The 22,522-nt window shown below is 73.1% G+C and carries 20 protein-coding genes; 14 read left to right on the forward strand and 6 right to left on the reverse strand.

Annotated features, from left to right (window positions below; translation table 11 throughout):
* Positions 1 to 45 precede the first annotated feature (45 nt).
* A complete protein-coding gene (locus ACIBG6_RS33835) occupies positions 46 to 2,175 on the forward strand; it encodes a primosomal protein N' (RefSeq protein WP_399226525.1) in 2,130 nt (709 codons plus the stop codon).
* Positions 2,176 to 2,301: 126 nt separating this feature from the next.
* On the opposite strand, the gene ACIBG6_RS33840 is transcribed toward ACIBG6_RS33835, so the two are convergent.
* Positions 2,302 to 2,823 carry a hypothetical protein gene (locus ACIBG6_RS33840; RefSeq protein ID WP_399226526.1) on the reverse strand — a complete coding sequence of 174 codons (522 nt, stop codon included), beginning with the start codon at positions 2,821 to 2,823 and terminating at the stop codon, positions 2,302 to 2,304.
* 587 nt (positions 2,824 to 3,410) lie between these two features.
* On the opposite strand from ACIBG6_RS33840, the gene fmt reads away from it, so the two are divergent.
* From fmt to ACIBG6_RS33880, 8 genes are all read left to right on the forward strand, one after another.
* On the forward strand, positions 3,411 to 4,343 hold the full coding sequence (gene fmt / locus ACIBG6_RS33845) for a methionyl-tRNA formyltransferase (protein WP_399226527.1): 933 nt from the start codon (positions 3,411 to 3,413) through the stop codon (positions 4,341 to 4,343).
* A 102-nt stretch (positions 4,344 to 4,445) separates the two neighbouring features.
* The gene (locus ACIBG6_RS33850; protein ID WP_399226528.1) at positions 4,446 to 5,858 is read left to right on the forward strand and encodes an RsmB/NOP family class I SAM-dependent RNA methyltransferase; all 1,413 of its coding nucleotides are present in this window, start codon (positions 4,446 to 4,448) and stop codon (positions 5,856 to 5,858) included.
* Positions 5,859 to 6,018: 160 nt separating this feature from the next.
* Positions 6,019 to 6,702 carry a ribulose-phosphate 3-epimerase gene (rpe, locus tag ACIBG6_RS33855; RefSeq protein WP_399226529.1) on the forward strand — a complete coding sequence of 228 codons (684 nt, stop codon included), beginning with the start codon at positions 6,019 to 6,021 and terminating at the stop codon, positions 6,700 to 6,702.
* Positions 6,703 to 6,837: 135 nt separating this feature from the next.
* Positions 6,838 to 7,887, forward strand: a complete 1,050-nt coding sequence (locus ACIBG6_RS33860) for a sugar-binding transcriptional regulator (protein WP_399226614.1) — start codon at positions 6,838 to 6,840, stop codon at positions 7,885 to 7,887.
* Positions 7,888 to 7,943: 56 nt separating this feature from the next.
* Positions 7,944 to 8,351 (forward strand): ribonuclease domain-containing protein, encoded by a 408-nt coding sequence (locus ACIBG6_RS33865; RefSeq protein ID WP_399226530.1) that lies wholly within the window; start codon positions 7,944 to 7,946, stop codon positions 8,349 to 8,351.
* On the forward strand, positions 8,348 to 8,680 hold the full coding sequence (locus ACIBG6_RS33870) for a barstar family protein (protein ID WP_399226531.1): 333 nt from the start codon (positions 8,348 to 8,350) through the stop codon (positions 8,678 to 8,680). Before ACIBG6_RS33865 ends, ACIBG6_RS33870 begins: the two co-directional genes overlap by 4 nt.
* 105 nt (positions 8,681 to 8,785) lie before the next feature.
* Positions 8,786 to 10,228 carry a GuaB1 family IMP dehydrogenase-related protein gene (locus tag ACIBG6_RS33875; protein ID WP_399226532.1) on the forward strand — a complete coding sequence of 481 codons (1,443 nt, stop codon included), beginning with the start codon at positions 8,786 to 8,788 and terminating at the stop codon, positions 10,226 to 10,228.
* 76 nt (positions 10,229 to 10,304) lie between these two features.
* Positions 10,305 to 10,814 carry a GNAT family N-acetyltransferase gene (locus tag ACIBG6_RS33880; RefSeq protein WP_399226533.1) on the forward strand — a complete coding sequence of 170 codons (510 nt, stop codon included), beginning with the start codon at positions 10,305 to 10,307 and terminating at the stop codon, positions 10,812 to 10,814.
* On the opposite strand, the gene ACIBG6_RS33885 is transcribed toward ACIBG6_RS33880, so the two are convergent.
* Positions 10,786 to 11,799, reverse strand: coding sequence for a GDSL-type esterase/lipase family protein (locus ACIBG6_RS33885; RefSeq protein ID WP_399226534.1), 1,014 nt, complete (start codon positions 11,797 to 11,799; stop codon positions 10,786 to 10,788). The two genes, ACIBG6_RS33880 and ACIBG6_RS33885, sit on opposite strands and share 29 nt — an antisense overlap.
* A gap of 387 nt (positions 11,800 to 12,186) precedes the next feature.
* On the opposite strand from ACIBG6_RS33885, the gene ACIBG6_RS33890 reads away from it, so the two are divergent.
* Together ACIBG6_RS33890 and ACIBG6_RS33895 are read left to right on the forward strand one after the other, a co-directional pair.
* Positions 12,187 to 13,677: an amino acid permease gene (locus tag ACIBG6_RS33890; protein WP_399226535.1), complete on the forward strand. Its 1,491-nt coding sequence runs from the start codon at positions 12,187 to 12,189 to the stop codon at positions 13,675 to 13,677.
* A 10-nt stretch (positions 13,678 to 13,687) separates the two neighbouring features.
* Entirely contained in the window at positions 13,688 to 14,143 is a 456-nt protein-coding gene (locus ACIBG6_RS33895) for an Lrp/AsnC family transcriptional regulator (protein ID WP_030204433.1), read from the forward strand.
* A gap of 91 nt (positions 14,144 to 14,234) precedes the next feature.
* Here ACIBG6_RS33895 and ACIBG6_RS33900 read toward each other — a convergent pair whose 3' ends face one another.
* Positions 14,235 to 14,795, reverse strand: coding sequence for a Repetin (locus ACIBG6_RS33900; protein WP_399226536.1), 561 nt, complete (start codon positions 14,793 to 14,795; stop codon positions 14,235 to 14,237).
* A gap of 293 nt (positions 14,796 to 15,088) precedes the next feature.
* Here ACIBG6_RS33900 and ACIBG6_RS33905 point away from each other — a divergent pair, with 293 nt between their 5' ends.
* Together ACIBG6_RS33905 and ACIBG6_RS33910 are read left to right on the forward strand one after the other, a co-directional pair.
* Positions 15,089 to 15,895 carry a carbon-nitrogen hydrolase family protein gene (locus ACIBG6_RS33905; protein ID WP_399226538.1) on the forward strand — a complete coding sequence of 269 codons (807 nt, stop codon included), beginning with the start codon at positions 15,089 to 15,091 and terminating at the stop codon, positions 15,893 to 15,895.
* 59 nt (positions 15,896 to 15,954) lie between these two features.
* Entirely contained in the window at positions 15,955 to 17,652 is a 1,698-nt protein-coding gene (locus ACIBG6_RS33910; RefSeq protein WP_399226539.1) for a flavin monoamine oxidase family protein, read from the forward strand.
* A gap of 31 nt (positions 17,653 to 17,683) precedes the next feature.
* Here the strand turns inward: ACIBG6_RS33910 and ACIBG6_RS33915 are convergent, their stop codons facing one another.
* From ACIBG6_RS33915 to ACIBG6_RS33925, 3 genes are all read right to left on the reverse strand, one after another.
* A complete protein-coding gene (locus ACIBG6_RS33915) occupies positions 17,684 to 18,403 on the reverse strand; it encodes a DUF5995 family protein (protein ID WP_399226541.1) in 720 nt (239 codons plus the stop codon).
* A 72-nt stretch (positions 18,404 to 18,475) separates the two neighbouring features.
* Complete coding sequence (locus tag ACIBG6_RS33920) at positions 18,476 to 19,876, reverse strand: uracil-xanthine permease family protein (RefSeq protein ID WP_399226542.1); 1,401 nt, start codon at positions 19,874 to 19,876, stop codon at positions 18,476 to 18,478.
* A 143-nt stretch (positions 19,877 to 20,019) separates the two neighbouring features.
* Entirely contained in the window at positions 20,020 to 21,243 is a 1,224-nt protein-coding gene (locus tag ACIBG6_RS33925; protein ID WP_399226543.1) for an MFS transporter, read from the reverse strand.
* A 106-nt stretch (positions 21,244 to 21,349) separates the two neighbouring features.
* Here ACIBG6_RS33925 and ACIBG6_RS33930 point away from each other — a divergent pair, with 106 nt between their 5' ends.
* Entirely contained in the window at positions 21,350 to 22,474 is a 1,125-nt protein-coding gene (locus tag ACIBG6_RS33930) for an ROK family transcriptional regulator (RefSeq protein ID WP_399226544.1), read from the forward strand.
* Positions 22,475 to 22,522: the final 48 nt, after the last annotated feature.

Here is a 22,522-nt window from a genome sequence, read left to right on the forward strand (position 1 = left end):
CTTCCGTCTGCCCGACTGTCGGTGCCGTCTGGTAGGTATGGGGCTGTGAGCAGCGAGAAGGAGAATTCCGACGGGCCCGAGCAGCTCGCGCTCATTCGGGAGACCGTGCGGAAGGCGAACGTGCCGAAGGCCAAGCCGCGGACCTGGCGCGGGGCCGCGCTGGCCAAGGAGCTGCCCGTCGCCCGGGTCGTCGTGAACAAGGGGGCGCTCCACCTCGACCAGTTCTTCGACTACGCGGTCCCCGAGGAACTGGACGACGTCGCCCGGCCCGGAGTCCGTGTCCGCGTGCGGTTCGGGGCGGGCGCGCACCAGGTGCGGAACGGGCGCCGTGAGGGCGGCCGGCTGATCGACGGCTTCCTCGTCGAGCGCCGCGCCACCTCCGACTACTCCGGGCCCCTCGCCGCCCTCGCCGACGTCGTCTCGCCCGAGCCGGTCCTCGGCCCCGAGCTGCTCGGCCTCGCCCGGGCCGTCGCCGACCGGTACGCGGGCAGCCTCGCCGACGTGCTCCAGCTCGCCGTACCGCCGCGCAGCGCCCGCGCGGAAGGCCGGACCTCTCCGGAGCCCCTGCCGCCGCCGAAGCCCCCGGAGCCGGGGAGCTGGACGCGGTACGAGCAGGGGGCGGCCTTCCTGGACTCCCTCGCGCGCGGCGGCGCGCCCCGGGCCGTGTGGAACGCGCTGCCGGGACCGCACTGGGCCGAGGAGATCGCCCGGGCCGTCGCCGCGACCCTGGCCTCCGGCCGGGGCGCGCTCGTCGTCGTCCCGGACGGCCGGGCGGCCGGGCGGGCCGACGCGGCGCTGACCGAGGTCCTGGGGCCCGGGCGGCACGCGCTGCTCACCGCCGACGCGGGCCCCGAGAAGCGGTACGGGCAGTGGCTCGCGGTCCGGCGCGGTGCGGTGCGGGCCGTCGTCGGCACCCGGGCCGCGATGTTCGCCCCCGTACGGGACCTCGGCCTCGTCGTCATCTGGGACGACGGCGACGGCAGCCACAGCGAGCCGCACGCCCCGCAGCCCCACGCGCGCGACGTACTGATCCTGCGCGCCACCCACGACCGGTGCGCCTTCCTCCTCGGCGGCACCAGCTGCACCGTCGAAGCGGCCCAGCTCGTCGAGTCCGGCTGGGCCAAGGCGCTGACCGCCGGACGCGAGCAGGTCCGCAGGGCGGCCCCCCTGATCCGGACCGTCGGCGACGGCGAGCTGGCCCGCGACGAGGCCGCGCGCGCCGCCCGGCTGCCCTCGCTGGCCTGGCAGGCCGTACGGGAGGGGCTGAAGACCGGGCCGGTGCTCGTCCAGGTCCCCCGGCGCGGATACGTACCCCGGCTGGCCTGCGAGCGCTGCCGGACGCCCGCCCGCTGCCGCCACTGCGCCGGGCCCCTGGAGGCCCCCGAGCAGCAGGAGCTGCGCTGCGGCTGGTGCGGGAACGGCGCTCCCGACTGGCACTGCGTGGCATGCGGCTCGAACCGGCTGCGGGCCCAGGTGGTCGGCGCGCGGCGCACGGCGGAGGAGCTCGGCCGGGCGTTCCCGGCGGTGCCCGTACGGACCTCGGGGCGCGACCACATCCTGGACACCGTGCCCGGGCGGCCCGCGCTCGTCGTCTCCACCCCCGGCGCCGAACCCGTCGCCGAGGGCGGCTACGCGGCCGCGCTGCTGCTCGACGGCTGGGCCATGCTCGGCCGGCCCGACCTGCGCGCGGGCGAGGAGGCGCTGCGCCGCTGGATCGACGCGGCCTCGCTGGTGCGGGGCCAGGCCGAGGGCGGCACGGTCGTCGTGGTCGCCGAGCCGACGCTGCGGCCCGTCCAGGCGCTCGTCCGCTGGGACCCGGTGGGGCACGCCCAGCGGGAGCTGGCCGAGCGGGCCGAGCTGGGCTTCCCGCCGGTGTCCCGGATGGCGGCGGTGTCCGGTACGCCGGAGGCCGTCGAGGGGTTCCTCGCGGTGGCGGGGCTGCCGGGCGACGCGGAGGTCCTCGGTCCGGTGCCGCTGCCGGTGGTCCGCCCCGGCGGGCCGCGCCGGCCCGGTGACCCGCCTCCCGGCGAGCAGTGGGACCGCGCTCTGGTCCGGGTGCCGCCGGGCAGCGGGGCGGCCCTGGCGGCGGCCCTCAAGCAGGCCAGGGCGGCCGGGCTCGCGCGCGGCGGAGGCGAACCCGTACGGATCCGCGTCGACCCGCCGGACATCGGCTGAAGCCGGCCGGCACCGGCCGGAACGCCCGACGGCACCCGGACCAGTGGCGCGTGCCGACCGGACATCGGCCGGTACGCCCGACGGCCGCCGGCCCAGGGGGCGGGCGGCCGTCGGAGGCTAGGCGGGTCAGCCGTTGCGCGGGCCGGGGAAGGCCGACGGGCGCGGGTCCTCGCGGAGGGTGGCGCTGCCCGAGGTGGGCTGCGGCGGCATCGAGCGGGCGGCGGGCACCGAGGGAAGGGGGCGGGCCACGCCCGGCTCCGTACCGTGGTCCTGCTGCTCCGCGACGATCCCCGGCTGGGGCGCGCGCCGGGCACCGTAACGGCGGTGGACGGCCTGCTTGGTGACACCGAGCGCGGAACCCACCGCGTCCCACGAGAAACCGAGCGAGCGGTCGAAGTCGACCGCCGCGGTCACCAGGGTCTCGACGCTGTCCCGCAGCTCCTGGGCGAGGCGTACGGTCGGGGCGGGCGCGCGCCCGTAGACGACGAAGCCCGTCGACGGGCCGGAGCGGCGGGGACGGTAGACATTGCCCAACTGGGCCGTGAGCGTGCGCAGTGCGTCCACCTGCCGCCGGACCCGCTCGATGTCCCGCACCAACAGGTGCAGACTCGCCCGGGCTTGGGCGTCGTGGGTTGCGTGGTCGGCCATGTGAAAGCCTCTCGAACCGGCGTGTAAAGGGGGCGGGTCGCAGGGGGGAGCGGCGACCCGATTCGGTCAATCTCTCTTGACCAACGCGCCACCGGGAGTTGGGTCACGCTGCGGGGGCGTACACGCATATGCGCGGGGCGCTCGTCCCCACGTACGCCCCTGGGGGGTGGCGCGCCGACCAGGCCGGGCTCGCGGCGTCTGGCACCGCGCCTCGCCGCGTTGTCGTCACTCGCCATGGCTCCGCCATGACTCCCTCCTCCGCCTTGCGATCCACGGCACCAGACGCCGCTCCCTGATCCGGCCTGATCGGCGCGCCACCCCCTGGGGGTGGCGCGCGGCCGGTCCCCACGCCACCCCCTGGCGCCTGCCGTCCTAGGGGATGCCTTGCCGATCAGGCCGGGCTCGCGGGGCCTGGCACGCACGCTCGCCGCGTTGTCGTCGGTCGCCAACACTCCGCGTTGACTCCCTCCTCCGCCTTGCGATCGCACGCACCAGGCCCCGCTCCCTGATCCGGCCTGATCGACAAGGCACCCCCTAGACTGGTGCGTCGCTCGCAACGCCCCCGGACAGACAGGCAGCCGCCACCCATGAAGCTCGTCTTCGCAGGCACCCCCGAGGTCGCCGTACCCGCCCTGGACGCCCTGCTCGCCTCCGGCCGGCACGAGGTGGCCGCCGTGGTCACCCGCCCGGACGCCCCGGCGGGGCGCGGCCGGCGGCTCGTCGCCAGTCCGGTGGCCCAGCGGGCCGAGGAAGCCGGGATCGAGGTCCTCAAGCCGGTCAAGCCCCGTGACGAGGACTTCCTCGCCCGGCTCCGGGAGATCGCCCCGGACTGCTGCCCGGTCGTCGCCTACGGCGCGCTGCTTCCCAAGGTCGCCCTCGACATCCCCTCGCGGGGCTGGGTCAACCTGCACTTCTCGCTGCTGCCCGCGTGGCGCGGTGCGGCGCCGGTGCAGCACTCCCTGATGGCGGGCGACCAGGTGACGGGCGCGTCCACGTTCCTGATCGAGGAGGGCCTCGACTCGGGCCCGGTCTACGGCGTCGTCACCGAGGACGTCCGCCCGACCGACACCAGCGGCGACCTGCTGACCCGGCTCGCCTTCGCGGGCGCCGGACTGCTCGCCGCGACCATGGACGGCATCGAGGACGGCAACCTCCAGGCCGTACCGCAGCCCGTCGAGGGCATCACCCTCGCCCCGAAGATCCAGGTCGAGGACGCGCACGTCGACTTCGCGGCCCCCGCCCTGCGGGTCGACCGCGTGGTCCGCGGCTGCACCCCGGCGCCCGGCGCCTGGACCGTCTTCCGCGGCGAGCGCCTCAAGCTGATCCAGGTCACCCCCCTCCCGGACCGCATCGACCTGGCCCCGGGCGAGCTCGCGGTCGGCAAGAACAACGTGTACGCGGGCACCGGCTCGTACGCCGTCGAGCTGCTCTGGGTCCAGCCGCAGGGCAAGAAGCCGATGAAGGCCGCCGACTGGGCGCGCGGCGTCCGCATTGCCGCCGGCGAGCGACTGGGCGTCTAGGACCTGCCCGGCGGGCGGCTCGGCCGCCCCGGGCGCGGGTGGGGGCGCGGCGGACGTAGTCTTGGAGGGTTCGACCTCTTCATTTCGTCACGCGGAGCACCTTTGAGCGAGCAGGCAAGTCGCCGTCCCCACAAGCCCTACCGGAGGCCCCAGAAGGACCCCGTCCGGATGCTCGCCTTCGAGGCACTGAGGGCGGTGGACGAGCGCGACGCCTACGCCAACCTGGTACTGCCGCCGCTCCTCAAGAAGGCCCGGGAGAAGTGCGACTTCGACGGCCGCGACGCGGCCCTCGCGACCGAACTCGTCTACGGGACGCTGCGGCGCCAGGGCACGTACGACGCGATCATCTCCGCCTGCATCGACCGGCCGCTGCGCGAGGTCGACCCGCCCGTGCTCGACGTGCTCGCGCTCGGCGCCCACCAGCTGCTCGGCACCCGGATCCCCACGCACGCGGCCGTCTCCGCCAGCGTCGAGCTCGCCCGGGTGGTGCTCGGCGACGGGCGCGCCAAGTTCGTGAACGCCGTGCTGCGGAAGATCTCGCAGCAGGACCTCGACGCCTGGGTGGCGCAGGTCGCCCCGCCGTACGACAAGGACGCCGAGGACCACCTCGCCGTCGTCCACTCGCACCCCCGCTGGGTGGTCTCGGCGCTCTGGGACGCCCTCGGCGGCGGCCGCGCCGGCATCGAGGACCTCCTGGAGGCCGACAACGAGCGCCCCGAGGTCACCCTCGTCGCCCGCCCCGGCCGCTCCACCACCGAGGAGCTCGCCGCGGCCACCGAGACGCTGCCGGGCCGCTGGTCCCCGTACGCCCTCCGGATGGCCGAGGGCGGCGAGCCCGGCGCCATCGAGGCGGTCAAGGACGGCAGTGCCGGTGTCCAGGACGAGGGCAGCCAGCTCGTCGCGCTCGCCCTCGCCAACGCGCCGCTCGAAGGGTCCGACGCCCGCTGGCTCGACGGCTGCGCGGGACCCGGCGGCAAGGCCGCCCTCCTCGCCGCCCTCGCCTCCGAGCGCGGCGCCGCGCTCCTCGCCTCCGAGAAGCAGCCGCACCGCGCCCGGCTCGTCGAGCGCGCCCTCGCCGGCAACCCCGGCCCGTACCAGGTCATCGCCGCCGACGGCACCCGCCCGCCGTGGCGCCCCGGCTCCTTCGACCGCGTCCTGATGGACGTCCCCTGCTCGGGTCTCGGCGCCCTGCGCCGCCGTCCCGAGGCCCGCTGGCGCCGTCGCCCCGAGGACCTGGACGGCTTCGCGCCGCTCCAGCGCGGACTGCTCACGGAGGCCCTGCGGGCCGTGCGCGTCGGCGGGATCGTCGGGTACGCGACCTGCTCGCCGCACCTGGCCGAGACCCGCGTGGTCGTCGACGACGTCCTGAAGAAGGTCGGCGGCGCCGAGCTCATCGACGCCCGCCCGTTGCTGCCCGGCGTCCCGGCGCTCGGCGACGGCCCGGACATCCAGCTCTGGCCGCATCTGCACGGCACGGACGCCATGTACCTGGCGCTGCTGCGCCGCACGGTCTGACCCCCGAGCCCCCAGAGGCGCCCGCCCCTTCGATCATCTGACCGCATTCTCCCGGTCCGTCCCGGTCCAGGGCTCGTCGCTTCGTACCGAAATTGGTCTGGACCGGATCCGAAACCGCTCAGCGGCAAAGAAGTACCCAAGAACGTGGGAGGCTTGGCACATGGCGCAGATCAACCCCAGCATCCTGTCCGCGGACTTCGCCCGGCTCGCCGAGGAGGCGAAGGCCGTCGAGGGCGCCGACTGGCTGCACGTCGACGTGATGGACAACCACTTCGTGCCCAACCTGACGCTGGGGGTGCCGATCGTCGAGTCGCTCGCCCGGGCGACGGGGACACCGCTCGACTGCCACCTCATGATCGAGGACCCCGACCGCTGGGCGCCCCAGTACGTGGAGGCGGGCGCCGGGTCGGTGACCTTCCACGTGGAGGCCGCGGCCGCTCCCGTGCGGCTCGCGCGGGAGATCCGGGCCAAGGGCGCGCGTGCCTCGATGGCGCTCAAGCCGGCCACGCCGATCGAGCCGTACGAGGACCTGCTCCCCGAGCTCGACATGCTGCTGATCATGACGGTCGAGCCCGGCTTCGGCGGCCAGGCCTTCCTCGACATCATGCTGCCCAAGATCCGCCGCACCCGTGAGCTGATCTCCAAGCACGGTCTGGAGCTGTGGCTCCAGGTCGACGGCGGGGTCGCCGAGTCCACCATCGAGCGGTGCGCCGAGGCCGGCGCCGACGTGTTCGTCGCGGGTTCGGCGGTCTACGGCGCGGCGGACCCGGCGGCCGCCGTGGCCTCGCTGCGGGCCCGCGCCGAGGCCACCACGGCCGCCGCCGCGTGGGCGTGTGGCCACTGAGCCTCCGCCGGATGAACGCGGCCCGTCGGGCCGCCGACAGGACTGATCAAGGCCCGCCGGATCTGACAGGATGGACGGCGAGTCCAGAGTGTGAACGACAGCCGTATGCGAACAGCCGTATGCGAACAGCGGTACGTGAACAGCAGTGAGGAGATCGCGGTGGCCGGTATGTCGGCGGGACGATCAGCCCTGCGGATGGGCCCCGCGGAGCTGGTGCAGGCGGCGGCCATGGCCCGCCGCTTCTACCTCGAGGGCAAGTCCAAGATCCAGATCGCCGAGGAGTTCGGCGTGAGCCGCTTCAAGGTGGCGCGGGTCCTGGAGACCGCCCTGGAGCGCGACCTCGTACGCATCGAGATCCGCGTGCCGGCCGAGCTGGACGCCGAGCGCTCCGACGCGCTCCGCGCCCGCTACGGACTCCGCCACGCCGTCGTCGTCGAATCCCCGGCGGAGGCCGCGGACGAGTCGCCCGACCCGGAGAACCTCGGCGAGGTAGCGGCCGACCTGCTCGGCGAGCTGGTCACCGAGGGCGACGTCCTGGGCCTCGCCTGGGGCCGCTCCACCATCCACATGGCCGCGGCGCTCGACCGGCTGCCGCCCTGTACGGTCGTGCAGCTCACCGGCGTGTACGACGCCGGGACCGCCGAGCGCGGCTCGGTCGAGGCCGTACGGCGTGCCGCCCAGGTCTCCGGCGGCGAGGCGCACCCGATCTACGCGCCCATGCTGCTCCCGGACCCGGCCACCGCCGCGGCGCTGCGCAGCCAGACCGGCATCGCGCGGGCCTTCGAGTACTTCGACAAGGTGACGGTCGCCTGCGTGTCCATCGGCTCCTGGGAGCCGGGCATCTCGACCGTCCACGACATGCTCTCCGACGCGGAGCGCGCCCACTACGCCTCGCTGGGCGTCGCCGCCGAGATGTCCGCGCACCTCTTCGACTCCGAGGGCCGCCGCGTCGGCCGCGACCTGGGCGAGCGGTGCATCACCGTCGAGGCGGACCGGCTGCGGCGCATCCCCGAGGTCGTGGCGATCGCCGGCGGGCAGCGCAAGGCGGCGGCGATCGGGGCGGTGCTCCGCTCCGGACTCGTCACCAGCCTGGTCACGGACCGCGCCGCGGCGGACTACCTGCTGACCGAGTCCAGCCCGGGCACGCACCCGGCGCTCGACCGGACGGACCCCGACGGCAGCTGAGCCGTCACCGCGAGGTCCGAGGGGCTGGAGCCATCCCGTAACGGTATGTTCGGGACATGTCGCTCCGGCCCCTTCGCGTACTCCTCGCGCTCGTCCTCTGCGTCTTCCTGGCCGGATGCTCCACCGCGAGCGACTCGGTCCCGACGGCGAGGGGCACGTCGGCACCCGCGGCCACCGGGACCTCGGGCCTGCCCACCGTACGGGCCGCCGACCTGCCGCCCGAGGCGCGGCGGACACTCGAACTCATCGCGCGCGGCGGCCCCTACCCGTACGCCAAGGACGGCGCCGTCTTCTCGAACTTCGAGCGGATCCTGCCGCGGAAGGAACGCGGTCACTACCGCGAGTACACCGTGAGGACCCCCGGCGAACGCGACCGCGGGGCGCGCCGGATCGTCACCGGGCGGGACGGCGAGATCTACTGGACCGACGACCACTACGAGACCTTCCGGGAGGTGCTCGGATGAGACTCGACGACGCCGTCGTCCTCGACCTGTCCGGCGTCACGGACAAGGCCGCCCTCATGGACCGGTGCGCCGTGACCCTCGCGCTGCCCGCGTGGTTCGGCCGGAACTGGGACGCCCTGGCCGACTGCCTGACCGATCTTCCCGAGCCCGTCGTCCTCGTCGTCACCGGCTGGCAGGGGTACGCCGGGACGCGTCCCCGCGAGTGGCAGACCGCCCAGGAGGTCTTCGCCACGGCCGTCGACGAGCGTCCCGCCCACCTCTCCGTCCTCCTCTCCCTGGGGGAGGGCTTCGTAGAATCCGACGAACCGCCTGCCGCAAGCCTCGGATGATTCGCCCGGGGCTGGTATTCGTACAGGCGTGGGACAATGAACTACGTGCTTTTTCCCCTGGCTGAAATGCCTAGGGGCCGATCCGAACGACTGGGATGTCAGCACGTGCGTTTCCTCAATGACGTCAAGCCGCCCTACGACCTGACGTACGACGATGTGTTCATGGTGCCGAGCCGCTCGGCCGTCGGTTCCCGCCAGGCGGTGGACCTCTCCTCGCCGGACGGAACCGGTACGACGATCCCGCTGGTCGTCGCCAACATGACCGCCATCGCCGGCCGTCGCATGGCCGAGACCGTCGCCCGCCGCGGCGGCCTGGTCGTCATCCCCCAGGACATCCCGATCGAGGTCGTCACCGACGTCATCGCGTGGGTCAAGAGCCGCCACCACGTGCTCGACACCCCGATCGTCCTGGAGCCCCACCAGACCGTCGCCGACGCGCTCTCCCTGCTGCCGAAGCGGGCCCACGGCGCCGGCGTCGTCGTCGACGAGAACCGCCGCCCGATCGGTGTCGTCACCGACGCCGACCTGTCCGGCGTGGACCGCTTCACCCAGCTGTCCGAGGTCATGTCGAAGGACCTGCTCCTCATCGACGCCGACATCGAGCCGCGCGAGGCGTTCAACACGCTGGACCACGCCAACCGCCGCTACGCCCCGGCCGTCGACAAGGACGGGCGCCTGGTCGGCATCCTGACCCGCAAGGGCGCGCTCCGCGCGACCCTGTACACCCCGGCCACCGACGCCGAGGGCAAGCTGCGCATCGCCGCCGCCGTCGGCATCAACGGCGACTTCGTGGGCAAGGCCAAGCAGCTCCTCGACGCGGGCGTGGACACGCTCGTCATCGACACGGCGCACGGCCACCAGGAGTCGATGATCGCCGCGATCAAGGCCGTCCGGGCGCTCGACCCGCAGGTCCCGATCGTCGCGGGCAACATCGTCGCCGCCGAGGGCGTCAAGGACCTCATCGAGGCGGGCGCCGACATCATCAAGGTCGGCGTCGGCCCCGGTGCCATGTGCACCACCCGCATGATGACCGGCGTCGGCCGGCCGCAGTTCTCGGCCGTCCTGGAGTGCGCGGCCGAGGCCAAGAAGTACGGCAAGCACGTCTGGGCCGACGGTGGCGTCCGGCACCCGCGCGATGTCGCCATGGCGCTCGCCGCCGGCGCGTCGAACGTGATGATCGGCTCCTGGTTCGCCGGGACGTACGAGTCCCCGGGCGACCTCCAGCAGGACGCCAACGGGCGGCTCTACAAGGAGTCCTTCGGCATGGCCTCCGCGCGCGCCGTCAAGAACCGCACGAGCGAGGAGTCCGCCTACGACCGCGCCCGCAAGGCGCTGTTCGAGGAGGGCATCTCCACCTCCCGCATGTTCCTCGACCCGACCCGTCCGGGCGTCGAGGACCTGATCGACTCGATCATCGCGGGCGTCCGCTCCTCCTGCACCTACGCCGGTGCCGGCTCGCTCGCCGAGTTCGAGGAGAAGTCCGTGGTCGGCATCCAGTCCGCCGCCGGTTACGCCGAGGGCAAGCCGCTGCACGCCAGCTGGAGCTAGTACCTCTCGTCTCCGACGCCGTGGGCCCCCGGGAAAATCCTCCCGGGGGCCCACGGCGTTCCCGTACCGTCGGCGCATGGACATCAGGCCCTGCCGCGCCGCCGACGTGCCCCTGCTCGACCGTCACATCCCCGACCCCGGGGCGCCGAGCCGGCACGCGGACCGATTCGCGCGTCAGGAGGCCGGGGCCGGGACGTACCTCCTCGCCTGGCGCGACGGCGTTCCCGTCGGCCACGGGCAGGTGCGCTGGGACGGCTGCGCCGCGCCCGAGGTACGGGCCGTGGTCGGCGACTGCCCCGAGCTCAACGGGCTGGACGTGTGGCCCGAGGGGCTCCGCGGACAGGGCATCGGCACGGCGCTGATCCGCGCGGCCGAGGAGCTGGTGCGGGAGCGCGGCGGGACGGCGATGGGGCTCGGCGTGGGCCATGACAACCCGCGGGCGGCGGCGCTGTACGCGCGCCTCGGCTACGAGCCCGTGGTCACCTACACCGACCGCTACGGCTGGACGGACGCGGAGGGCCGCGCGCACGCGTGCGCGGACGCGTGCACCTTCCTGGTCAGGCCGCTGGCGGTACGGGGCGGCTGACCGGTACGTGGGGGCGTAAGGCCTCCGCCACCGCCGCCGCGATCCGGGCGTGACCCCCGTCGTTCGGGTGGAGTCCGTCCGCCAGGTGCTCGGGGCCGAGCAGGGAGCGCCCCGGGAGGACCAGGAGCCGGCCGTCGCCCTCGGCCGCCAGGTCGCGGCCCGCGCGCTCCATGGCCCTGCGCAGCTCCGTGAGGGTGGCTCCGAGGACGTTGCGGGTGTGCTCGGCCTCCGGGCGCAGGACGGGTGAGACGATGAGCAGCGGGGTGTCCGGATGGCCGCGGCGGACCAGGCCCACGAACGCCCGGACGGTCGCGTAGAGCCACTCCGCCGTCGCGGGCACCCGGGACCAGCAGTTGGTGCCGAAGGCGAGGGTGACCACGTCGCCCGGGAGCCGCGCGAGGTGCTCGGCAAGGGGGAGCTCGCCGCGCGCCCCGCCCGCGTACCCCAGATTGACCGCGTCGAGCCCGAGCAGCCGCCCCGCCGTGGCGGGCCAGGAGTGCGCGGGACGGGTCGCCCACCAGCCCTCGGTGATCGAGTCGCCGTGGACGAGCCAGCGGGGCAGGACCGGGGCGGGGGAGAGGCGGCCGCCGACGGCCCGCAGGGCGAGCGGGACCGGGGACTGGCCCTCGGGGAGGTGGACGGTGAAGACGCCGCCGTGCGGGGGCAGGGGGAGGCTCACCGTGCCCTCCGGCGCCGGGACGGCGCAGGTCTCGCCGACGAGCCGCCTGCCCTGCCAGAGCGCGAAGCTGTGGCGCAGCGCGGCGAGCGGGTCCTCGGGGTCCGGGACGGCCGCGCGGTAGCGCAGCTCCACCGCCCGCGTCCCGGGCTCCGCCGTGAACTCGATCCGTACGCCGATGGGCAGCGCGGCCCGCTCGGCGATGTCCCACGGGATCCGCTCCAGGTCGGCCGGATCCGCCCGTACGGGCCGGTCCCCGTCGAGCCAGGCCGTGCCGCGCAGGAAGGGCGCCGGGGCGAGCCAGCCCACCGAGGCCTCCGATCGTGGGTTTCCGGGGGCTCGCAGCGTGGGTCATGGGGCACGAGGAGTCAAGGCACGTGCACGCGCGCGTGCCGCGCCTCGGCAGGGCCCCGTGCACCCGCACGCGGAGTGAGCCTCAGGCCCCCAATATGCCGATTCATGCAGGGGCGCGCAATGTTTCCCCGTCTGCGCCGCGAGCGCGCAATGATCATCCGGTAGTGCGCAACAACCCTGCATTACGACTGCGAACCTCAGCCCCTTAGGCTCGTGCCCCGTACCAGGAGTGGCGGCGACCGCCTGCTCGGCGGTTCCCCTCCCCCGTGGGCTTGCTTCGGCATGCCCGCGAGCCGCCGTGGTCGTCCCACCGCCTACAGGCAGCGATAAGGAGCCTCCGCAGTGCTGGACCACGGCGCAGCCCCACCGGTCGTCGACACGACCACCCCCAAGACCTCCGCGCTCGGCGCCCTCACCCGGCGCAAGCCGGTGGAACGCCTGGTCATGGAGGGTGGGCAGGGTGAGGGCGGCAGCCTCCGCCGCTCGCTCTCCATGTGGCAGCTGACCATGATCAGCATCGGTGCCACGCTCGGCACCGGCATCTTCGTCGTCCTCGGCGACGCCGCCCCCAAGGCCGGCCCAGCCGTGACGATCTCCTTCGTGATCGCCGGCCTGACCGCCCTCTTCTCCGCTCTGTCCTACGCGGAGCTGGCCGGATCGGTGCCCGTCTCCGGGTCTTCGTATTCGTACGCGTACGCAACGATGGGCGAACTCGTCGCCTGGGTCTGCGGCTGGTGCCTGGTCCTGGAGTACGGCGTCTCCGTCGCGGCGGTCGCCGTCGGCTGGGGCGAGTACCTCAACGAACTCCTCGACGGCACCCTGGGGATCACGATCCCCGAACAGATCTCCTCCCCGATGGGCGAGGGCGGCTTCATCAACCTGCCCGCGCTGGTCGTGGTGCTGCTCGCCATGGTGTTCCTGATGCGCGGCGCCAAGGAGAGCGCCCGGATCAACTCGATCATGGTCGCGGTGAAGATCGTCACCCTGCTTCTCTTCATCGGCATCGGCTTCCTGGGCATCAAGGGTGGCAACTACACCCCCCTCGCCCCGCTCGGCATCATGGGCATCAGCGCCGGAGCCGCCACCCTCTTCTTCTCGTACATCGGCTTCGACGCCGCCTCCACCGCCGGTGAAGAGGCCAAGAACCCCAAGCGCGACCTGCCCCGCGCGATCATGCTCTCGCTGCTGATCGTCACCGTGCTCTACGTCCTCGTCGCCTTCGTCGCCGTCGGCGCCATGCCGTGGCAGGACTTCGAGGACACCGAGGCCGCGCTCGCCCAGATCATGACCGACGTCTCGGGGCACAGTTTCTGGGGCGTCGTCCTCGCCGCGGGCGCCGTCGTCGCCATCGCCTCCGTCGTCTTCGCCGTCCTCTACGGCCAGACCCGCATCCTCTTCGCCATGTCGCGCGACGGACTCGTCCCCCGGGTCTTCGCCAGGGTCGACGCCAAGTCCGGCGCCCCCCGCGCAAACGTGGTGATCGTCTCCCTCTTCTGCGGCACCCTCGCTGCCTTCATCCCGCTCGGCAAGCTCGCCGACGCCACCAGCATCGGCACGCTCTTCGCCTTCGGCCTCGTCAACGTCGCCGTTGTCATCCTGCGCAGGACCCGCCCCGACCTGCCGCGCACCTTCAAGGTCGCGCTCTTCCCGATCACGCCGATCCTCGGCCTGCTCGCCTGCGGCTACATGATGTTCAGCCTGGACATCGCCACGTGGATCGTCTTCGGTGGCTGGATGGTGGCGGGCCTCGTGTTCTACTTCCAGTACGGCATCCGCCGCTCCCGACTGGCCATCGAGGCGCCCGCAGAATCAGCGGCATCGACAGAGAAGTGATCCACCCGTAGTGCGACTCAACGACCTCGACGAACGCATCGTCCACGCCCTCGCGGAAGACGCCCGCCGCAGCTACGCCGACATCGGCTCGCTGGTCGGTCTCTCCGCGCCCGCCGTGAAACGGCGCGTGGACCGGCTCAGGGCCGAGGGCGCCATCACCGGATTCACCGTACGGGTGGATCCGGCGGCGCTCGGCTGGGAGACCGAGGGCTTCGTCGAGATCTACTGCCGCCACAACACCTCGCCGAACGACATCCGGCGAGGTCTGGAGCGGTACCCCGAGGTGGTGTCCGCGTCGACCGTCACCGGCGACGCGGACGCCGTCGTCCAGGTCTTCGCCTCGGACATGCGCCACTTCGAGCGCGTCCTGGAGCGCATCGCGGGCGAGCCCTTCGTGGAGCGCACCAAGTCCGTCCTGGTGCTCTCGCCGCTGCTGCGGCGCTTCTCCTCGGGCTCGCCCGCGTAGCCCTGCTCGGACCTGCGGGGCACGGGCGGTCGGGGCGGTGCGGGCCGTGGTTCCCGCACCGCCCTTCGCCCGCCCACCCCCGTGGGGCGGTCTACTCGGTCGGGTAGACGAACTCCCAGGGCACGACCTTGAAGTCGCCCGTCCCCTCCTTGACCTTCTCGAACGGCGCGCCGCTGATGCACGGCGGCACCTTGTCCTTCTGCGGGTCGGCGGTCATCCAGGTGTAGCCCAGCCGGTCGCCGTTGGCGTCGTCGTGCACCGTGACCCCGACGCGGGCCTTCCGGAACTCCTTCACATCGGTCTTCGTGACGACACCGGAGACGACGGCCACCTTGCCGCCCGTGGTGAGGCAGTCGACCTTCACCTCCGCGTAGCCGCCCCAGTCGCCCTTGTAGTGGCTGAAGCGGAACGTGCCCGTGGCCTTCGTCGGATCCTGCCGGTTCATCTCGGCGAGGTGCGCGTCGAAGGTGAAGGTGATGTCGTCACCGGCCGGCCGGTACAGCTTCGCGGTGCCGGTCAGCGCGGCGGCCTCCTTGACGGTGGCCGAGGCCGCGGCCGGGGCGGGAGCGTCGTCCGCCGCGGCGATACCCCCGGCTCCCAGGGTGAGCAGAACAGCGGCGGCGACGGCGACGGTCCTCGTACGACGGTTCATGGTCTTTCCCGGTCCTTTCGGCAGGTCGTCCGGCAGGTCTTCCGGACGAGGACCACTCTTCCGCGCAGGCCGCGCCGGGGCGTCGCGCCGCAGGACGGTTCCCGTCTCCGCCGCGCGGCGGGGGAGCCGTACGACCCCCGGCGGAGCCGTACGCAACGAATCGCCACAGGGGACATGGATCGCGCAATGGTTCGACGGTCGGTCCGCAACGCTCCCGCCTTGTCCGAACAGAGCGCGAAACCGTACCGTTTTTGACGTCTTCCCCTTGTACTCCGACCCCCCGAGGATCGCTCATGCCCGCGCTGCGCACCGCCCTGCTCCAGAGCTCCGGCGAGCTCGGTGACGTGGCCGCCAACCTCAAGATCCTCGACGAGGCCGCCGCCCGCGCCGCTGCCGCCGGAGCGGGCCTGCTGCTCGCCCCCGAGCTGTTCCTCACCGGCTACGCCATCGGCGCCGACATCGCGCGCCTGGCCGAGCCGGCCGACGGCCCCTCCGCCCGCGCCGTCGCGGCGATCGCCGTGCGCCACGGCCTCGCCGTCGGCTACGGCTACCCGGAGCGCGACACCGAGCGGCACGGGGTCCTCTACAACTCCGCGCAGCTCATCGGCGCCGACGGCGTCCCGCTCGCGCAGTACCGGAAGACCCACCTCTTCGGAGACTTCGAGCTGACGTGGTTCACCCCCGGTGACCTGGCCGTCGTCCAGGCGGAGGTCGACGGCCTCACCGTCGGCGTGATGATCTGCTACGACGTCGAGTTCCCCGAGAACGTACGGGCGCACGCGCTGGCGGGTACGGACCTCCTCCTCGTACCGACCGCGCTGATGCACCCCGCCGAGATCGTGCCCCTGTCCGTGGTGCCGGTCCGCGCCTTCGAGAACCAGCTCTACATCGCGTACGCCAACCGGACCGGCTCCGAGGGCGCCTTCGAGTTCGTCGGCCTCTCCGCCCTGGCCGGCCCCGACGGTACCGCCCGCGCCCGCGCCGGGCGCGGCGAGGACCTCGTCTTCGGCGACGTCGACACCGACTTCCTGGCGGCCTCCCGCGCGGAGAACCCCTACCTCCGCGACCGGCGCCCGGGCCTCTACGGCCCCCTCGTCTGAGCCGTCCCCACCCCCCGACCTGCCTCGTCCTTCTTTTCCGTGCAAGGAGTCCGTACCCCATGACGTCCACGGTGCCCACGACCGCCGTCCCCCACAGCGACGGCCAGCCGCCGATCACCATGTTCGGTCCGGACTTCCCGTACGCGTACGACGACTTCCTGGCCCACCCGGCCGGTCTCGGCCAGATACCGGCCACCGAGCACGGCACCGAGGTCGCCGTCATCGGCGGCGGTCTCTCGGGCATCATCGCCGCGTACGAGCTCATGAAGATGGGCCTCAAGCCCGTCGTCTACGAGGCCGACCAGATCGGCGGCCGGCTGCGGACCGTCGGCTTCGAGGGCACCGCCACCGAGGGCCTCACCGCGGAGATGGGCGCGATGCGCTTCCCGCCCTCCTCGACCGCGCTCCAGCACTACATCGACCTCGTCGGCCTGGAGACCACGCCTTTCCCGAACCCGCTCGCCGAGTCGACCCCCTCGACCGTCGTCGACCTCAAGGGCGAGTCGCACTACGCCACCACCGTCGACGACCTCCCGCAGGTCTACCGCGACGTGATGAACGCGTGGAACGCCTGCCTGGACGAGGGCGCCGACTTCTCCGACATGAACCAGGCCATGCGCGAGCGCGACGTCCCGCGCATCCGCGAGATCTGGTCGAAGCTCGTCGAGAAGCTCGACAACCAGACCTTCTACGGCTTCCTCTGCGAGTCGGAGTCCTTCAAGTCCTTCCGGCACCGCGAGATCTTCGGCCAGGTCGGCTTCGGCACCGGCGGCTGGGACACCGACTTCCCCAACTCCATCCTGGAGATCCTCCGTGTCGTCTACACCGAGGCGGACGACCACCACCGCGGCATCGTGGGCGGCTCGCAGCAGCTGCCGCTGCGCCTCTGGGAGCGCGAGCCGGAGAAGATCGTCCACTGGGCGCCGGGCACCTCGCTCAGCTCCCTGCACGAGGGCACCCCGAAGCCGGCCGTGACCCGGCTGAACCGGACCGCCGGCAACCGGATCACCGTCACCGACGCCTCCGGCGACATCCGTACGTACCCGGCGGCGATCTTCACCGCCCAGTCCTGGATGCTGCTCTCCAAGATCGCCTGCGACGACTCGCTCTTCCCGATCGACCACTGGACGGCGATCGAGCGCACCCACTACATGGAGTCCTCGAAGCTCTTCGTGCCCGTGGACCGGCCGTTCTGGCTGGACAAGGACGAGCAGACCGGCCGGGACGTCATGTCGATGACGCTGACCGACCGGATGACCCGCGGCACGTACCTCCTGGACGAGGGCCCGGACAAGCCGGCCACGATCTGCCTCTCGTACACCTGGTGCGACGACAGCCTGAAGTGGCTGCCGCTCTCCGCCAACGAGCGGATGGAGGTCATGCTGAAGTCGCTCGGCGAGATCTACCCGAAGGTCGACATCCGGAAGCACATCATCGGCAACCCGGTGACGGTCTCCTGGGAGAACGAGCCCTACTTCATGGGCGCCTTCAAGGCGAACCTGCCGGGCCACTACCGCTACCAGCGCCGCCTGTTCACGCACTTCATGCAGGAGCGGCTGCCCGAGGACAAGCGGGGCATCTTCCTCGCGGGCGACGACATCTCCTGGACGGCCGGCTGGGCCGAGGGCGCGGTGCAGACGGCGCTCAACGCGGTGTGGGGCGTGATGCACCACTTCGGCGGCGGCACCGACGCCACCAACCCGGGTCCGGGCGACGTCTACGAGGAGATCGCCCCGGTCGAGCTGCCGGAGGACTGAGTCCCGGCCGGACCGGACCCGGCCGTACGGGTCAGGGCCTGGTGAGCGGTGTGAGCAGCATCCGCCCCACCAGGCCCACCGACCGGTCGAGCCGTTCGGTGAACTCCCCGGCCAGCTCCGGCAGCCCGCGCAGCTGCCAGAGCGAGCGCGCCGCCAGCCAGGCCCCGTCGCGGGCCCGGTCCAGGCTCCAGCAGCCGAGCAGATGCGTCAGCGGGTCCGCGATCTCCAGGAGGTCCGGGCCCGGCTGCAGTTCCTCCCTGATGCGCTCCTCCAGGAGGACGAGGATGTCGCCGACCCGGTCGAACTCGTCCTCCAGGTCGGCGGGCGCGCACTCCAGGGCGCGGCACGTGTCGACCACCGCGAGCGCCAGGTCGTGGCCCACGTGGGCGTTGATCCCGGCGAGCGCGAACTGCAGCGGGCGTACGCCGGGATGGCGCCGGTAGCGGAAGAGGGGCCGCCAGCAGGCGGGCGCCGGGCCGCCGGCGGCGACGGTGTCGACCGCCGTGAGGTAGCGCTCGGCGAAGCGCACGTCGAGGGTGGCGGCCGCCGTGCGGTCGGCGAAGGTGCCCGCCTCGATGGCGTGGCCGATCTCCTCGGTGACCGTCAGGTACACCCGGTTGAAGACGGCGACCCCGTCGGCCGGATGCCAGGTGGAGCGGAGTGTCCGCATCCGGTCCACCACGGGGTCGACCGCCAGGAACGGCCCGAGGTGGTGAGCGAGGGGTTGCCCGATCTGCTGGGTCTGCGCCATGGGTGCAGGTTTCCAGTCGCCGGGCCGGGAGGGAACTCCCTGGGCCCGGCTTCCCCAGAACGGGCGAATCACTCAGTTCTTCGCCAGCGGAACCTCGTCGGAGGTGCTCTCGTACGAGCTGGTGCCGGAGTCCAGGAGGGGCTCCTGCTCCTTGAGGTGGGCCGGGGCGAAGGCCCTCAGCACGTGGTAGCCGGTGATCACGACGATCGTGCCGAGCGCGATGCCGCCCAGCTCGAAGGTGTCGGTGAAGGTGAGCTTCACGCCGCCGACGCCGATGATGATGCCGGCGGCGGCCGGGACCAGGTTGAGCGGGTTGCGCAGGTCGACCTTGGCATTGATCCAGATCTGGGCGCCGAGCAGGCCGATCATGCCGTAGAGGATCACGGTGATGCCGCCGAGTACCCCGCCGGGGATGGCGGCGACGATCGCGCCGAACTTGGGGCAGAGGCCGAAGAGGAGCGCGAAGCCGGCCGCGGCCCAGTAGGCGGCGGTCGAGTAGACCCGGGTGGCGGCCATGACGCCGATGTTCTCGGAGTACGTGGTGTTCGGCGGGCCGCCCACCGCCGTCGACAGCATCGAGGCGGCGCCGTCGGCGGCGATCGCCGTGCCGAGCTGGTCGTCCAGGTTGTCGCCGGTCATCTCGCCGACGGCCTTGACGTGCCCGGCGTTCTCGGCGATCAGCGCGATGACCACGGGCAGGGCGACCAGGATCGCGGACCACTCGAAGCTCGGCCCGTGGAAGGAGGGCAGGCCGATCCAGTCGGCCTTCGAGACGCCGGAGAGGTCGAGCCGCCAGTGGTCGGTGATCTGACCGCTCGGGGACATCGAGTGGATCTTGCCGAAGACGAGGTCGAAGATCCAGGAGATGCCGTAGCCGAAGACCAGGCCGAGGAAGATCGCGATCCGGGACCAGAAGCCGCGCAGGCAGACCACGGCCAGACCGGTGAACAGCATCACGAGCAGCGCCGTCCACTGGTCCTGCGGCCAGTACGTCGACGCGGTGACCGGGGCCAGGTTGAAGCCGATCAGCATGACGACGGCGCCGGTCACGATCGGGGGCATCGCCGCGTGGATGATCCGCGCGCCGAACTTCCGTACCGCGAGACCCGCGAGGAAGAGCACCGCGCCGACGACGAGGACCGCGCCGGTCACGGTGGCGCTGGTGCCGCCCGAGGCCCGGATGGCGGCGGCGACACCCACGAAGGAGAGCGAACAGCCCAGGTAGGACGGGACGGTGCCGCGGGTCGCGAGGAGGAAGATCGCGGTCGCGACACCGGACATCATGATCGCGAGGTTCGGGTCCAGACCCATCAAGACAGGGGCGACGAAGGACGCCCCGAACATGGCGACGACGTGCTGGGCGCCGAGGCCGACGGTGCGGGGCCAGGAGAGCCGCTCGTCCGGCCGGACGACGGCCCCGGGAGCGGGTGTTCTCCCGTCGCCGTGCAGGGTCCAGCGCACGCCGAGGTTCATGAGGTCGCTCCCGTTCAGAGGTTCCGGCGGCCGTGTCGTGACCGCAAAAGATCAGCCACATGGTATGCGCCACGACCTGCCGGAACCGTTCCCCGCCGTGCGACCGCGGCCCGGCCGGAGCGGACGCCCCTGACGGCCCGCCGTTACGCGACCGGGCCGGAGCTCTTCGCCGGGGCGCCGTCCGCCTTGGCCGACGCCGCCGCCGCCCGCGCACCGGGCCTGAGCACGCCCGCGCCGAGCACCAGACCCAGGGCCAGCAGGGTGACCAGACCGAAGGAGAAGACGAGCGAGGTCGCGTCGGCGATGCCGCCGATCGCCGAGGGGGCGATGAGACCCGAGGTGTACGTGATGGTGGCGACGCCCGCGATGGCCTGGCTCGGGTTCGGGCCGCTGCGGGCCGCGGCGGCGAAGGCGAGCGGGACGACGACCGCGATGCCGAGGCCGATGAGACCGAAACCGGCCATCGCGACGGCGGCGTGCGGGGCGAGGACGACCATGAGCCCGCCGAGGGTGGCGACGGCGCCCCCGACCCGTACCGTACGGACCGCGCCGAAGCGGTCCACGACGCGGTCGCCGGCCAGCCGGGCCACGGCCATCGTCAGCGCGAAGGCGGTCGTCGAGGCGGCCGCGAGCCCGGCCGAGCTGCCGAGCTCGTCCCGGAGGTAGACGGCCGACCAGTCGAGGCTGGCGCCCTCCGCGAACACCCCGCAGAAGCCGATCGCGCCGATGACCAGCGCGGACTTCGGCGGCAGCGAGAACCGCGGCGGCGCCTCCTCGTCCTGGGTGCCGACCACGTCCAGGACGCCCTGGCAGAAGAACAGGCCGAGCGCGGTGAGGGTCAGGGCCGCGATCAGATGGTGGATCCGGGCGTCGCCCCCGAGGTGGGCGGCGACCGTGCCGGCGGCCGAGCCGATCAGCGCGCCCACGCTCCACATGCCGTGCAGGCTCGACATGATGGACTTGCCGAGCCGGTTCTCGGTCTCGACGCCCAGCGCGTTCATCGCCACGTCGGACATGCCCGCCGTCGCGCCGTACACGAAGAGCACCCCGCACAGCCCCCAGACGTTCGGCGCCAGCGAGGGCAGCGTCAGGGACAGCGTCCACAGGGCGAGCAGGCCGCGCAGGGCCGTGCGGGCGCCGAAGCGGTGGCTGATGGCACCGGCCAGCGGCATCGCGAGGGAGGCGCCGAGCGCGGGGAAGGCGAGCGCGAGCCCGAGCTGTCCGGCGCTGACGCCCGCGTGCTCCTGGATCCACGGAATGCGGGTCGCGAAGCTGCCGGTCACCGCGCCGTGGACGCAGAAGACCGCGGCGACGGCGAAGCGTGCCCGCCGCAGTCGCTCGGTGCTGAAGACGGTCTCCGCCGCCATGTGCCCTCCCTGTGTCGTGATGTGGCGGTAAACTATCAGGGACCCTGCCTGATAAATAGACCGCAGGAGGGAGTCCGTACGGATTCGCGTCTGAGAGGATCGCCGCATGGCCGCATCCCCGAGCACCGCACGGGCCATCAACGACCGGCTCGCCCTGCGACTGCTCCAGGACGAGGGCCCGTTGACGGCCACTCAGCTCAAGACGCTCACCGGACTCTCCCGCCCGACCGTCGCCGACCTCGTCGAGCGGCTCCGGGAGTCCGGGCTCGTCCATGTCGTCGGGGAGTCCGGGGCCGAGCGTCGCGGGCCCAACGCCAAGCTGTACGGCATCGTGGCCGACCGCGCGTACCTCGCCGCGCTCGACGTGCGCACCCGATCCGTCTCCGTGACCGTCTCCGACCTCCTCGGCGTGACCCTGGCCGAGGCATCCGCGCCCGTCGGTGACGACGGCGGCACGGGCCCCGCCGTGGAGAAGGCGGTCACGCTCCTGGAGCGCACCGCCAAGGAGGCCGGCGTCGACCGGCTGCACACCGTGGCCGTCGGCGCCCCCGGGCTCATCGACCCGGCCACCGGCGAGCTGCGCGACTCCGCGAAACTGCCCGCCTGGCACCGCCGCCTGGTCGCCGTCCTCCAGGAACGGCTGCCCGCCCGCGTCCTCGTCGAGAACGAGACCAACCTCGCCGCCTTCGCCGAGCTCCGCGAGGGCGCCGCCCGCGACCGCGACGACTTCGTGCTGCTCTGGCTCGGCCAGGGCGTCGGCGCCGCCGTCGTCCTGGACGGACGACTGCGCCGCGGGGCCTCGGGCGGCGCCGGCGAGATCGGCTTCCTGCCCGTGCCGGGAACCTCCGGGCTCCCTTCGGCCACCGGCTGCGACGGCGGCTTCCACGAGCTGGCCTGCACCGCCGCGGTCGAGGCCCTGGCCGTCGAGCACGGCCTCGACCCGGAGACCGCGCTCGGCTCGGGACACGGCCCCTTCCTCGACGCCCTCGCCCACCGCCTGGCCGTCGGCACGGCGGCGGTGGCCTCCGTCCTGGACCCCGGCTGTGTGGTCCTCGGCGGCGAGACCGGCCACCAGGGCGGCACGGGGCTCGCGGCCCGCGTGGAGGCCGAGGCCGCACGGCTCTCCCCGCTCCGTACGGAGGTCCGCCCCACGGCCCTCGGGGACACGGCCGTCCTCCGCGGCGCCCTCCTCCTCGCCAGGGACGCGGCCCAGGACGAGCTGTTCCCGTAGAAGGCGGAACGCAGCACGCACCCCCGGCCGGGAACGCCGGAGCGCCGC

The sequence above is a fragment of the Streptomyces sp. NPDC050842 genome, assembly GCF_044456565.1.
In the GTDB taxonomy this organism is placed as follows: domain Bacteria; phylum Actinomycetota; class Actinomycetes; order Streptomycetales; family Streptomycetaceae; genus Streptomyces.

Bases quoted from the DNA above. Each gene is read 5' to 3' on its own strand.
- fmt (WP_399226527.1), top strand. From the start codon at position 3,411: ATGAAGCTCGTCTTCGCAGGCACCCCCGAGGTCGCCGTACCCGCCCTG.
- ACIBG6_RS33930 (WP_399226544.1), top strand. From the start codon at position 21,350: ATGGCCGCATCCCCGAGCACCGCACGGGCCATCAACGACCGGCTCGCC.
- rpe (WP_399226529.1), top strand. From the start codon at position 6,019: ATGGCGCAGATCAACCCCAGCATCCTGTCCGCGGACTTCGCCCGGCTC.
- ACIBG6_RS33880 (WP_399226533.1), top strand. From the start codon at position 10,305: ATGGACATCAGGCCCTGCCGCGCCGCCGACGTGCCCCTGCTCGACCGT.
- ACIBG6_RS33925 (WP_399226543.1), bottom strand. From the start codon at position 21,243: ATGGCGGCGGAGACCGTCTTCAGCACCGAGCGACTGCGGCGGGCACGC.
- ACIBG6_RS33870 (WP_399226531.1), top strand. From the start codon at position 8,348: ATGAGACTCGACGACGCCGTCGTCCTCGACCTGTCCGGCGTCACGGAC.
- ACIBG6_RS33865 (WP_399226530.1), top strand. From the start codon at position 7,944: ATGTCGCTCCGGCCCCTTCGCGTACTCCTCGCGCTCGTCCTCTGCGTC.
- ACIBG6_RS33915 (WP_399226541.1), bottom strand. From the start codon at position 18,403: ATGGCGCAGACCCAGCAGATCGGGCAACCCCTCGCTCACCACCTCGGG.
- ACIBG6_RS33840 (WP_399226526.1), bottom strand. From the start codon at position 2,823: ATGGCCGACCACGCAACCCACGACGCCCAAGCCCGGGCGAGTCTGCAC.
- ACIBG6_RS33920 (WP_399226542.1), bottom strand. From the start codon at position 19,876: ATGAACCTCGGCGTGCGCTGGACCCTGCACGGCGACGGGAGAACACCC.
- ACIBG6_RS33910 (WP_399226539.1), top strand. From the start codon at position 15,955: ATGACGTCCACGGTGCCCACGACCGCCGTCCCCCACAGCGACGGCCAG.
- ACIBG6_RS33905 (WP_399226538.1), top strand. From the start codon at position 15,089: ATGCCCGCGCTGCGCACCGCCCTGCTCCAGAGCTCCGGCGAGCTCGGT.
- ACIBG6_RS33900 (WP_399226536.1), bottom strand. From the start codon at position 14,795: ATGAACCGTCGTACGAGGACCGTCGCCGTCGCCGCCGCTGTTCTGCTC.